This is a genomic window from Colwellia asteriadis, assembly GCF_039523295.1.
In the GTDB taxonomy this organism is placed as follows: domain Bacteria; phylum Pseudomonadota; class Gammaproteobacteria; order Enterobacterales; family Alteromonadaceae; genus Colwellia; species Colwellia asteriadis.
Window position 1 is genome coordinate 166,148 of sequence record NZ_BAAAFA010000001.1, and the last position, 12,717, is coordinate 178,864.

The 12,717-nt window shown below is 38.5% G+C and carries 10 protein-coding genes; 3 read left to right on the top strand and 7 right to left on the bottom strand.

All coding sequences use genetic code 11. The features are described from left to right. Positions 1–36 precede the first annotated feature (36 nt). From parE to ABD005_RS00705, 5 genes are all read right to left on the bottom strand, one after another. Positions 37–1,923: a DNA topoisomerase IV subunit B gene (gene parE, locus ABD005_RS00685; RefSeq protein ID WP_215980005.1), complete on the bottom strand. Its 1,887-nt coding sequence runs from the start codon at positions 1,921–1,923 to the stop codon at positions 37–39. A gap of 15 nt (positions 1,924–1,938) precedes the next feature. Beyond that, entirely contained in the window at positions 1,939–2,589 is a 651-nt protein-coding gene (locus ABD005_RS00690) for a YqiA/YcfP family alpha/beta fold hydrolase (RefSeq protein ID WP_343813732.1), read from the bottom strand. A 95-nt stretch (positions 2,590–2,684) separates the two neighbouring features. Then, entirely contained in the window at positions 2,685–3,530 is an 846-nt protein-coding gene (locus tag ABD005_RS00695) for a metallophosphoesterase (RefSeq protein ID WP_343813735.1), read from the bottom strand. A 40-nt stretch (positions 3,531–3,570) separates the two neighbouring features. Then, positions 3,571–4,056: a DUF1249 domain-containing protein gene (locus tag ABD005_RS00700; RefSeq protein ID WP_215980008.1), complete on the bottom strand. Its 486-nt coding sequence runs from the start codon at positions 4,054–4,056 to the stop codon at positions 3,571–3,573. A 17-nt stretch (positions 4,057–4,073) separates the two neighbouring features. Continuing rightward, positions 4,074–4,709: an NUDIX domain-containing protein gene (locus ABD005_RS00705; protein ID WP_343813740.1), complete on the bottom strand. Its 636-nt coding sequence runs from the start codon at positions 4,707–4,709 to the stop codon at positions 4,074–4,076. A 159-nt stretch (positions 4,710–4,868) separates the two neighbouring features. On the opposite strand from ABD005_RS00705, the gene tolC reads away from it, so the two are divergent. Continuing rightward, a complete protein-coding gene (gene tolC / locus ABD005_RS00710) occupies positions 4,869–6,212 on the top strand; it encodes an outer membrane channel protein TolC (RefSeq protein WP_343813743.1) in 1,344 nt (447 codons plus the stop codon). A gap of 356 nt (positions 6,213–6,568) precedes the next feature. Here tolC and ABD005_RS00715 read toward each other — a convergent pair whose 3' ends face one another. Next, complete coding sequence (locus ABD005_RS00715) at positions 6,569–7,666, bottom strand: glycosyltransferase family 4 protein (RefSeq protein WP_343814843.1); 1,098 nt, start codon at positions 7,664–7,666, stop codon at positions 6,569–6,571. A 186-nt stretch (positions 7,667–7,852) separates the two neighbouring features. Here ABD005_RS00715 and lpxL point away from each other — a divergent pair, with 186 nt between their 5' ends. Next, on the top strand, positions 7,853–8,791 hold the full coding sequence (lpxL, locus tag ABD005_RS00720; RefSeq protein WP_343813746.1) for an LpxL/LpxP family Kdo(2)-lipid IV(A) lauroyl/palmitoleoyl acyltransferase: 939 nt from the start codon (positions 7,853–7,855) through the stop codon (positions 8,789–8,791). A 114-nt stretch (positions 8,792–8,905) separates the two neighbouring features. Next, complete coding sequence (locus ABD005_RS00725; protein WP_343813749.1) at positions 8,906–9,595, top strand: TcpQ domain-containing protein; 690 nt, start codon at positions 8,906–8,908, stop codon at positions 9,593–9,595. A gap of 232 nt (positions 9,596–9,827) precedes the next feature. On the opposite strand, the gene glnE is transcribed toward ABD005_RS00725, so the two are convergent. Beyond that, positions 9,828–12,683: a bifunctional [glutamate--ammonia ligase]-adenylyl-L-tyrosine phosphorylase/[glutamate--ammonia-ligase] adenylyltransferase gene (glnE, locus tag ABD005_RS00730; RefSeq protein ID WP_343813751.1), complete on the bottom strand. Its 2,856-nt coding sequence runs from the start codon at positions 12,681–12,683 to the stop codon at positions 9,828–9,830. Positions 12,684–12,717 lie beyond the last annotated feature (34 nt).

The following is a 12,717-nucleotide window of genomic DNA, read 5'->3' on the forward strand; positions in this document are numbered from 1 at the left end:
ATGCTCTAGAATACTGACTAAATGATATTTATTCTGTTAAACAATGGCCATATCACCTTTACTTTGTAGCCACTCTTTACGATCGCCACTGCGTTTTTTAGACAGTAACATATCCATAATTTCCATAGTTTCGCTATGTTCATCAACGGTTAATTGCACTAACCGACGTGTATTAGGGTCCATGGTGGTTTCGCGTAATTGTAATGGGTTCATTTCACCCAAGCCTTTAAAGCGCTGTACGTTAACTTTTCCACGCTTCTTTTCAGCTTCAATTCGGTCTAAAATGCCATCTTTTTCTGCTTCATCGAGTGCATAGAAAACCTCTTTACCAATATCAATACGATAAAGTGGCGGCATAGCCACATAAACGTGACCTGCTTGTACTAGCGGTAAAAAGTGCTGAGTAAATAGTGCGCACAATAATGTGGCAATATGTAGTCCATCCGAGTCAGCATCGGCTAAAATACATATTTTACCGTAGCGGAGTTCACTTAAATCGTCACTGTCTGGGTCAATGCCTAGCGCAACAGAAATATCGTGAACTTCTTGTGACGCTAAAATTTGCCCAGACTCCACTTCCCATGTATTAAGGATTTTACCACGTAATGGCATAATAGCTTGTATCTCTCTATCGCGTGCTTGTTTCGCACTACCGCCAGCGGAGTCACCCTCTACAAGAAACAGCTCTGTTCGTGCTAAATCTTGGCTACCACAATCGGTTAACTTACCGGGTAAGGCGGGGCCTTGGGTAATTTTTTTACGCACCACTTTTTTGCTAGCACGTAAACGCCTTTGTGCATTGCTGATACAAAATTCAGCTAACGCCTCTGCGATATCGGTATGCTCATTCAACCATAGACTAAACGCGTCTTTTACTACGCCGGTTACAAAGGCAGCACATTGTCGAGATGACAAACGCTCTTTAGTTTGTCCTGCAAATTGTGGGTCTTGCATTTTTATTGACAAAATAAAGCTACATTTGTCCCAAATGTCATCTGGGGTTAGCTTTATGCCACGCGGTAAAATGTTACGAAATTCACAAAATTCACGCATAGACTCGAGTAAACCTTGACGTAAACCATTAACATGAGTACCACCAGCAATTGTTGGTATTAAGTTAACATAGCTTTCGCCAATACCTTCTCCACCTTCGGGTAACCAAGAAACAGCCCAGTCAGCGGCTTCAAGTTGTGACGAAAAACTACCAACGAATGGCTCTTCAGGTAAAGTGACGTAACCGCTAACTGACTCTTTTAAGTAGTCGGTTAAACCATCTTCATAACACCACTGATATTTTTTATCTTCAGTTTTATCATGAAATTTAATGGTCAAACCTGGGCATAATACCGCTTTAGCTTTAAGTAAGTGAGTTAAACGACGCACAGAAAACTTAGGTGAGTCAAAATAACTGGCATCAGGCCAAAACTTAACGCGTGTGCCGGTATTTCGCTTACCAACGGTGCCTGTTTCTCTTAACTCTTCAACCTTCTCGCCATGTTCAAAGGCCATCTCATATAATTTACCATTACGTCTAACGCTAACATCAACACGTGTCGATAATGCGTTAACAACTGAAATACCCACCCCATGTAAACCACCTGAAAACTGGTAGTTTTTATTAGAAAATTTACCGCCCGCGTGGAGCTTACAAAAAATAAGCTCAACCCCCGAAAGACCTTCTTCAGGGTGAATATCCGTTGGCATTCCTCGACCATCATCAATAATTTCTAACGACTGATCATTATCTAAAATCACCGAGATATTTTGTGCGTGTCCTGCTAATGCTTCATCAACCGAGTTATCAATAACCTCTTGACCAATATGGTTAGGACGTGTGGTATCGGTATACATGCCTGGACGACGGCGAACCGGTTCAAGACCGCTTAGGACTTCAATGGAATCTGAATTATATTGTTCTGTCATGATTATTTCTAATTATTAGCACTGAGGTTGCATCGTTAAACGAAGATCCGTTAAGTTGAAAAATTGTGCGATTTTAGGCAGTTGCTGATCAAAGTTAACAAAACTGTGATCGCCACCTGCTTCAACGACAAGTTGACAATGTTGGTATTTTTCTACTGCTTGTTGGTAATTTAACACTTCATCTGCGGTTTGTACCATAACCAAGTAATTATTTTTTTTCTGGCAAAATTGCGTTGGTTTAATTTGTTCTATTGCTTGTAATTGCTCCATGTGATCAGGCGTTACTTGGTAAACCTCTCGAGTATAAGGATTTACTTGCTCTCCTATATAATCAGCAAGTAACTCGTAAGGTTTAATTGCGGGGTTTACTAGCACCGCTAAACATTGATATTTTTCCGCCAAATAACTCGCAAAATAGCCACCTAATGATGAGCCAATAATGAACCACTGACTATCACTTTGCTGTTTTATTATTTCTTCAAGCTGTGCAACTGCTTCATTAGGACTAGTTGCTAATTGTGGACAATAAAAACCTGTTTCAGGAAAGTGCTCCGCTAAATAAAGCCTGGTTTGCTCGGCTTTCAATGATAGTGGTGATGAATTAAAACCATGAATGTAGAGCACATTGCTTTTATTGACTTTATGTTCACGACCCTCTTTTAACATGATCTGTCCTATACTTTATTTTACTATCTATACTGTTACTTGTTTTATACCAAAATATTCAAACATATGTTGTATGTATTTGAAACAGTTTATATTTAAGTCATTTGTTCAAGCCAAACAACATCACTATTTAGTGTACCATTTTCAGCTAAATAAAATAACCGATAACCTGGGCCTTGTGCCAGTGCTTTGACGGTACTAGATTTAGGATCAAATTGAATAGACGTTGCTGGGCATGTATAAACATCAACACTTGGCACATATTGAGCACTTTCATTTTGCTCAAATACTTTAACCGCTGAGGCTTTACTCGCTCGATGAACATGACCACAAGCAATGGCGGCTATGTTAGGAATTTTTCTCACTTCCAGCCAAAATTCATCTTGATTTAATAAACCATGTTTATCAATAAAGTAACCGACATCTATAGGATGATGATGCATCATTACCAACTGTTTTTTGTTGGCATTATTTACTGTTGCTAAACGTTGGAACTCTGTTTGGTTAACCCAGCCTGCTGGTGTTTCGCTTTTACTATGTAATAATTGAACTTGCCAACCTCTCAAAGTAACGGTTTTAGCTGCCTTAAAAACTCGTTCATTGCCCTTTTGATTAATATTATCAGTAACCCTCTGTTGTTCTACTAAGTATTTATCAAGCAACGCCACTTCATCATGATTTCCCGCTAAATAATAAACAGGGACGCGAATGCAGGCACTTTTTATTGCCTTAACAAAGTTTTGATATGACGCTTCACTATGATCTTGTGTTAAGTCCCCTGTAAAAAAAATTGCCTCAACAGCGCTATTTTGAGCGATATCGGTTAACACTCGTAATAAGTTTTGGTAAACATTCACGCCATGATGTAAGCCACTGATACTAGAAAACAAATGGCAATCACTTATTTGTGCAATGGTTAATGGTGATTTACTTGACAACATAGCTTTTCCAGAAAAATTACATGGTAGTACTTATATGAATTTATAGGGCGATCTTAACTTGCCCTAACTTTAAACACAGGTGTAACCACTCATTTAAGAATTGATTAATTTGCTGCTTTTCATCTTGTTGATGCATATAACTATTAGGATAATCGTAACGAGGTTTTACTTGCCTAATATCTTGAGTACTAATTACTTCTGCCATGCGGGCATCATGATATAAGCGAATAGACATACGAGGATGCAGTGCAGCAACAAGTGAGTGAGGAATGCCCTTAAGAGCGGTAATGTTTTCTTGCTTAAAAGTAATCAACGACGTGTAACGAGTCACTTCATTAATGGTAACGCTGTATGATAAAAAATCACTAATAAAAAAATGACGAGCTTGCTCTACTTGTGTATTTCCCGAGAGCACTTTTAGCAATAACATATAGTTATTGGCACACAACGTCATCAAACTAACCAAGTTAGGCTGATACCTTTTTTTATCTTTTTTTTGCTGGACGCTGTTTGGGAAAAAGCTCATGGTACTCCTGTTAACGATTACAACTGCTTATAATTAATAGCAAGCCATTGTAACCCTATAATAGTAGCAGCGTTAGTAATTTTCCCTTGTGATAATAACGTTAACGCCTGCTCTCTTGAGATTAGGTGTAAAATAATATCTTCGTGTTCATTTGCTAATCCGTAGGTTTTATCAATATTAATTTGGCTAACGTTGATATCTGCTAAATATAAATGAATGCACTCGCTCATTCCTCCAGGACTTGAGAGGTATTTCATAATAGGCGTTAAGTCATTGACCGATAAATGTAAACCCGCCTCTTCTTGCGCTTCTCTCATTGCAACATTGACAGGTGATTCATTTGCTGAAAACATCCCTGCAATAAACTCTAACATCCAAGGCTGCTCACCACTGCGTAACGCTCCAGGTCGAAATTGCTCAATTAACAACACCATGTCAGCTTCTTTATCATAAGCAACCACAACAACAGCATCGCCACGTTCAAATACTTCTCGTGTAATAAGCTCACTTGTCTCACCTGAAAATAATTGGTGGGAAAGCTGGTATTCATTTAATTTAAAAAAACCTTGATACTTAGTGTTTATTGCTGAAACCTTGACGTCATTTTCGGTAAACCTTAATAATCGCGATATGGGGCTTATACTTTTAGTCATTCAGACCTCTAAACTTAGTTGAAATGGTAGCTAACCAATAATAATTTGTTACACTAGTCTGCACTTATTTTATTTGGTTATTTTTTAAATCCCTGTAGGATACTGTATCCAAATAACGACAATGAATAAAAACATCAATAAGAAAGGAATTTCTTACCCATGAAAAAAACATTAAGCACGTTAATTATAGCCATCACTGCTGCTATCAGTAGTAATAATGCACAAGCTGACGATTTACTGTCGGTATATCAGCAGGCATTACTTAATGACCCTGTAGTATTAAAGGCACAAGCTCAAAATGCAATAATCAAAGAAGATATTGAGCAAGCTCGCGCTGCGTTATTACCTCAGTTAAGTGCCAATGCAGGTTATGCTATTGGTGAGCGTGAATTGTATGAATTAGGCCAGACATCTACAGTCGCATCTGATGGCTTTAGCTACGGCGCATATTTAAATATGGAACTGTATCATCATGATAACTGGTTACTTTTAGATAATGCGCAGAAAACTGCTCATCAGAGTGACTTAACCTATCAAATAGCTAAGCAAGACCTAATTACTCGCGTAACACAAGCTTACTTTGACTTATTAAGCGCACAAGATGATTTAGAGTTCGCTAAAGCGGAAAAAGAAGCAATTGCCCGCCAATTAGAGCAAACTAAACAACGCTTTTCAGTTGGCTTAACCGCAATTACCGACGTACATGAAGCACAAGCGCAATACGATAGCGCAGTAACAGAACAAATTCGTGCTGAAAATGCAATTTATCAGTCTGAAGAAGCGTTACGTGTTATTACCAACTCATATCCACGTAACATTAGCGTATTAAATACTGACCGATTTAGCACTACTACACCTGTACCTAACAGCGCTGATGAGTGGCAAGTCACAGCGGAAGCAAAAAATTTAAATTTAATTGCATCGAAAGTCGGTATTGAAATAGCCAAAGATACCATTAATATTGCCCGTTCAGGTCATTATCCAACACTGGATTTTGGCGCTAGCTATACTGGCGATAATAAAGATACGCAATTTAATGACCTTGCTACGGTAAATAATCCCGATCTGAATGCATATTCGGTTGGTGTAACGTTAAATGTACCTATTTATTCTGGTGGCGCTATTGAAAGCTCTGTACGTAAAGCACAAAGTAACTTCGTACTTGCCAGTCAAGATTTATCATTAACGCACCGTAATGTTGTACGTAACACGCGTAATGCTTATAACACAGTAATTGCAGCTATATCAGCGATTAGAGCCTTTGAACAATCAGTGCTAAGTGCTCAAAAAGCATTAGAAGCAACAGAGGCAGGCTTTGAAGTGGGTACTCGTACCATTGTTGATGTATTAGACAGTACTCGTAATTTGTTTAATGCTAAACGTAACTTGTCTTCAACGCGTTATGGTTACATCCAAAACGTATTATTATTAAAATATGCAGCCGGTACTATTACTGAAGCTGACATTACTGCTATTAACAATGGTTTAATGCCAGCTCAATAAGCTTGTTGACCCCATAAAAAAGAAAGCGTAATACACATGTTCAGTGCGTATTACGCTTTATAAAAACCCCATCATTTTTGGTATCTCTATCTAATTTAAAGCGGTTATACCGCGATTAATTACAATAAAAGCTTACTTGACCTGAACTCAGCTTAACAAATGTTTCTCTAGCCGCTATTTTTACTAACTTCGTCGTTAAATTTACTTGCAATAGGCCAGCTATTAACGCGAAATTATCCTTGTTTATCATATGAAAAGAAGAAAAACTACCAAACTAGCTATTCAGAAAAATAATTTTTGCTGATATTCCAATTTGTTAAATATCTCTTAAACCGGGTTCAGATTACTTACGTTATTTATTGCATCGTGCGATAAAAGTCACATAACTGCTTAGCTTCACGCTCAACCGCATAATGTGCTAACACACGCTCTCGACCTGCTTGTCCCATTTCATCAAGTTTATCGGCATCAGCAAGCAATAAAGCCATTTTTTCTTTTACTGCAGCTAAATCGTTAATAGGAACAACATAACCATCAACACCTTCTCGAACAACTTCTGGCCAAGCACCTGCTTGTGAAGCTAATACTGCAGCACCACTGCTCATTGCTTCAAGTATGGTTAACCCGAAGCCTTCATTTTCACTCAGTGCAACAACAAGAGATAAGCTGCTAAATATTACAGGAATGTCGCTGAAGTTTTGTTCGCCAGCAAACACAATACGCTGAGATAAACCGGCAGCCTCTACCGCCTGCTTTAATTCAGTAACAAAGCTCTCATTACTTGATGAAATAGAGCCAACAATCACCGCAGTATAGTCAGGGTAATCATTTAATAGTTCAATACAGCTTTGCACAAAAAGGTGAACACCTTTTTGCTTTCTAACTCGCCCTAAAATCGCAATACCACGTTTTCCTGTTGGTATGTTTTCAGGCAATAAATTAAGTGATTGCCACGCTTCGCTTTTATTATTAGCCGGACTGTAAACATCGGTTTTTACGCCATGGTAAATAATCGCATCAGGCTTTCGGTGTAAATAACTAGCAGAGGCATTACACATGGCTAAGACAGCGTCCATTTTATCGGTTAGCCATAATGTAAGTCCTGAACGATAACGCTGCGCAGCACTACTAAAAACAATTTTTATTTTTGCCCGAAAAATATATTTTAATGTTAATGCTTGAATCATTTCATCAACACGACGTGCATGAAAAATGCGAAACTTACCATTAGCCAGTGGTTTTCGGCATAGCTTAGCCACCGATAAAAAGCTTATAGCAAGAGAAGGATCGGGTAAGTGATGTTTCCCCATCACGCGTAAATTAATTAAATCACGTTGATGTGAAAGCACTTGTAACATGGTAGAGGTAACACCAGAAAAGTTAGAGTTTGAGTTACCAATAATGAGCTCGATTTCATTATTATTGTTCCTATCATTTTGCTCTGTTGTTGCCATATTTAATCTCAAAAAAGGGGAAGTAAAAATAATGGCTGATATTCTACTGTAAAATACTGCCACAGTGGCAAATATCTTAATAACCAGCCATAACCACTTCATTGGTGCGGCTATAGACTTGCCATAAGGCTATTTGTATAATCGTCAGCCATCAATGCCAGCATTCTCCATACGAGCACTATCACCTTGAGCAGAAATAAAGTTTTACAGCCTGATTTTAAGTTATCTTTTTTATTACCTAAATACTGGCTAACGTGGTTGGGAGTTTTTATTCTCTATAGCATTTCTTGGCTCCCTTACAAATGGCAGTTAGGTTTAGGCCGCTTTGTTGGTCGGTTACTGTTTAAGTTTGGTTCAAAAAGACAAAATGTCGCTCTCACTAACTTAAGGTTATGTTTTCCTGAAAAGTCTGAACAAGAGCTACAACGCATACTCAAAACTAATTTTGAAAATGCTGGCATTGCTTTATTTGAAACTGGTATGGGTTGGTGGTGGCCTAACTGGCGTATAAAACGCAAGGTTAAAGTGAAAGGGTTTGAGCATATTGTAAAAGCACAGCAAGACAACCAAGGAATATTATTACTCGCTATGCACAACATGTGCTTAGAAATATGTGCCCGTGGTATTGGCTACACTCACCCTGTTGTTGTTTTTTACCGTCCTCATAACAACCAATTAATGGAGTTTTTTCAACATCGAGGTAGAGGAAGATCTAACAAATACATGTTAGGAAAACGCGATGTTAAAGGTTTAATTCGCGCCTTACGTGAAAAAGAATCTTGCGTTTATTTACCCGATCAAGACTACGGCCGTAATAAAAGCTTATTTGTGCCGTTTTTTAATGTGAAAGAAACCGCAACAACAACGGGCACACTTATTTTTGCTCGACAAAAAAACACCCGAAGCTTCATGCTGATTCCAAGAAGAAATGATGATGATAGTGGTTATACCATTGAAGTTTCTCCACAACTTGATAACTTTCCAACAGATGATGACGTGCAAGATGTCACTCGCGTAAATAAAGAATTAGAGCAAGCAATAATGGTCAGTCCAGAACAATATATGTGGTTACATCGACGCTTTAAAACTCGTCCAAATCCTGACGATAAATCCTTGTATAAATAAAAATTAGTATTTGCCGATAACGACTTAAGAAAGAATAATATTGTATAACTATTATTCTTTGCATAGAGTATAGATAAAGGAAATAAGTTAACACTCAAGGGGTAAACGCTTAGCATGAATTTTTGGCTACGTAATTTAATACTAGGAGCTGTGCTATTAGCACTGGCGGTAGCATTTTTAGCTAACCAAGATTTGTTGCTCTCATTAGACGGCTCACTCGGGCAAACCAGTGAAGATGTCGCACCGTCCCCAGATCCTAACGCTGAAGCAACCGAAATTATAAAAACAACCCCAAAAGCTGTTAGCCCTAAGCCAAGCAACTCTGCTGCCGAGGGTTTATCAAAATTTTACGCGAATTTACATGGTGATATGAGTAAAGACGGCCCTCAAATACGTAATAATGTTATTTATTTGCCTGAACTAAAAGGGAACTTGGTTGAGCTTTTAGAAACACGCGGAAAAATGGTTAGACCTTACACCAAAAACTGGCAAGGTAGTATTGAGTCGAGACCTTTTAGAAAAGGTGAAACACTGAATCAAAAGCTTGCTGAATATACCGAGCAGGAAGGGGTTGAATTACTGTGGTGGTTAGATAAAGATTTCATTATTAAAGACCCTTTTCGTATAGAGAAAAATATACTCGCAACCGTATTTAAAGCGGCTAAAGCCATTGAAGGTCACTTTGAGTCCGGCTTATCTATATTTTTCTGCCGTAATCAACGTAGTATTGTTGTAGTAAAAACAGAGCCACACCCTTTTTTAGAAGAAGAGTGCGCGCTCCTTAAATCTGAAACCCCGTACTAGAGGCTGTTGATCTTTCGCGGTTAAATTTTGTTCGAGATAAAAGCGTTTGTTGGTCATTTTTACTGCGTTATCACCTCTTTATGTGGCACTACATGGGTGTAGTTTATTAGACAATGCAGGAGCTATTGTCCTGAATAACCACACGACAAAGGCTCTGCTTTGTATAAATACCCAACAAAGCGGCAAAAAAATCTCGAAAGATCAACAGTCCTAATTTAAGTTAAAAACTTATTTAAGTTAAAAACTTAGCCCACAGTTTACTCACTAATTCTGGCTGTGCTGAATAACTTCTACTAATACACTGTTTTTCATTCTGCATAGTGGCATGGTGCCCTAAAGCACGTAACTGTTGATAGGTATCACTTAGTAACGTTTGCTCTTGCTCGTTAATAATCCCAGCTTGTTTGAGTGCTTTAAAAATACTTAAGTTATCAGAGTTTTTCATTAAGTTAGCATGTTCATGGCTATTAGCTAACACTAAGTATTGTCCTAAAAACTCAATATCAACTAAACCACCTTGACCTTGCTTAATATCTAAAAGCTCTTCATTAGAACTATCAAGGTGTGCACGCATTTTATCGCGCATTGAAGTAACATCTTGCTTTAAAGTATCAAGTTCTCTTACTCGAGATAAAATATTATGGCGAATAGCGGTAAACTGTGCTTTTAGTTCATCATTACCGTATATCATTCTGGCGCGAACCAATGCTTGATGCTCCCATGTCCACGCATCTTCTTCTTGGTATTTGCCAAAGGTATTTAAGTGCACGACTAATAAGCCAGAATTACCCGAAGGGCGTAAACGCATATCAAGCTCATATAATATGCCGCTGTTCATACGCGTATTAAAAATATGCATAATACGCTGTGCCAGCTTCATGTAAAACTGACTGGCGGCAATCACGCGACTACCATCAACTTGACCCGTTGTAACTTCATCGCGCTCACTATGATGGGTAAAAACTAAATCAAGATCTGAACTATAACCCAACTCTATACCACCAGTTTTACCATAAGCAATAACACCAAATCCCTTGCCTTTATCCTCATTTAAGCAAGTTTTTGGTACACCATAACGGCTACTTAATTGCTGCCAAGCCAAGGTAATCCCTTCATCAATAATAGCTTGGGCTAAAGCGGTAAGGTGATCGCTAACCTTAGCGACCGGTAATACTTCCGCAATATCTGCGGCGGCTATACGTAGTTGTTGCGATTGCTTAAATTGACGCAGTGCCTCCATTTGGGCTTCTAAATCTTCCTCAGGAATACGTAGCATACGCTCACGTAACTCTAAGGCATAAGCACTTAACTGTGGGGGGTTGTGCAACAGTTTAGGATCAATTAATTCATCTAATAAAATAGGATATTTAGCAATATATTCAGCGACCCAGCTGCTCGCTTGGCATAAATGCAATAATTGTTTAAGTGCCCCTTCGTTTTCAAATAGCAGCTCAAGATAAGCGGTACGAGTAATTATTTTACTAAAAACAATTAAGACCCGGGTTAACACCACATCGGCTTTAGTGGTTTTTTGTAATCGACATAGTAATAGTGGGATAAGCTTATCTAGCACTTGTCGACCGCGACTACCTAAACTGCGCTTATTACACTCTTCTCTGAAATCATTAATAGCAGTCCATACCTTAGCGCTATCCCATGTTTGATCATCTTGTGCTAGCCAAGTAATGGACTCTTCATCACTCCAACGGCTATGCCATAACGTCACCCAATGCTCATCTGCGGCTTCATGGTTAGGGCTTTCTACACCAATCAATTGCTGAAACTCTTGGTGAACATTATTCATATGAGCGGTTAAAATAGTTGTAAATTCTTCCCAACTATTAATAGCTAATACTGCAAGTATGCGTTCTTGATCTAATGGCGTGTCAGGTAAGGTTTGTGTTTGTTTATCTGCAAGTGCTTGAATAATGTTTTCAACGCGTCGTAAAAAGCGATAAGCCTGCTCTAGTGTTTGCTGCGTCTCAGCGCTAATTTCGCCACTAATAACAAGCTCTGGTAACACCGTTAACAAATTACGTTGTTGCAACTCTTTAACACGGCCACCTCGTATGAGCTGAAAAACTTGCACAATAAATTCAATTTCTCGAATACCGCCAGCACCTAATTTAATGTTATTAATGAGCTGTTTGCGCCTAACTTCCTGCGCGATCATCATTTTCATACCGCGTAAGCTATCTATCACACTAAAATCAATATAACGACGATACACAAAAGGCCTAAGCATGTTACTTAGTTGTTGATGATAAAAACCTTCACCAATTACACGAGCTTTGAGCATAGCGTAGCGTTCCCAATCACGACCTTGCTCTTGGTAGTAATGCTCCATGGCATTAAACGTTAACACCAACGGACCACTGTCACCAAAAGGGCGTAAACGCATATCAACGCGATAAACAAAGCCATCGCACGTTACCTGATGCAGCGAGGCAATCAGTTTTTGTGCCAAACGGGTGAAAAATAATTGGTTATCAATACTGCGTCGACAACCAACCGTTTCGCCGCTTTCTGGGTAAGTAAAAATAAGATCTATATCAGATGAAAAGTTTAGCTCTTTACCGCCTAGCTTGCCCATTCCATACACTAATAGCTTTTGTTGCTCGCCTTGTGCATTTTTAGGTACGCCCCACTTATCTTCACAAAAAGCTGTTAGCCAAGCTAAACTACTTAAAATAAGTGCATCGGCTAATGAGGATAAACGTAATAAAGAGCAGTCTAAACTGACACTAAACAGTAAATCATCAATAGCTATTTTTACCATTTGTTGTAATCTGAAACGCCGTAATATTCGGTGTAATTGCACTTCATCAGTACACCTTACCAATATTTCATGTAATAGTTTTTGATAATTTGGCAACAATTCATTAGACGTTTCAGTAAACAAAGGAATAACTAAATCAGGAGCTTGTAACGCACTTTCAAAAATAAAGTCGCTTAATGCTATTGCTTGTTTAAACAACTCAAGTTGCTCTACCGACAACTGGCTATACGCCTCATGATGTTGTTCTTCAAAACGCTGCCAGTTTTTTTGTTGTTGATTTTGTAATCGTGATGATAAAACTAAAGACACAAGCACTCCAAATAAGGTCAAGGGTAAAGCTAGA

What these genes read in the sequence shown, in the direction of transcription:
- ABD005_RS00690 (WP_343813732.1), bottom strand. Translation starts at nt 2,589, where the DNA reads ATGTTAAAAGAGGGTCGTGAACATAAAGTCAATAAAAGCAATGTGCTC.
- ABD005_RS00700 (WP_215980008.1), bottom strand. Translation starts at nt 4,056, where the DNA reads ATGAGCTTTTTCCCAAACAGCGTCCAGCAAAAAAAAGATAAAAAAAGG.
- ABD005_RS00695 (WP_343813735.1), bottom strand. Translation starts at nt 3,530, where the DNA reads ATGTTGTCAAGTAAATCACCATTAACCATTGCACAAATAAGTGATTGC.
- tolC (WP_343813743.1), top strand. Translation starts at nt 4,869, where the DNA reads ATGAAAAAAACATTAAGCACGTTAATTATAGCCATCACTGCTGCTATC.
- ABD005_RS00715 (WP_343814843.1), bottom strand. Translation starts at nt 7,666, where the DNA reads ATGGCAACAACAGAGCAAAATGATAGGAACAATAATAATGAAATCGAG.
- parE (WP_215980005.1), bottom strand. Translation starts at nt 1,923, where the DNA reads ATGACAGAACAATATAATTCAGATTCCATTGAAGTCCTAAGCGGTCTT.
- ABD005_RS00725 (WP_343813749.1), top strand. Translation starts at nt 8,906, where the DNA reads ATGAATTTTTGGCTACGTAATTTAATACTAGGAGCTGTGCTATTAGCA.
- ABD005_RS00705 (WP_343813740.1), bottom strand. Translation starts at nt 4,709, where the DNA reads ATGACTAAAAGTATAAGCCCCATATCGCGATTATTAAGGTTTACCGAA.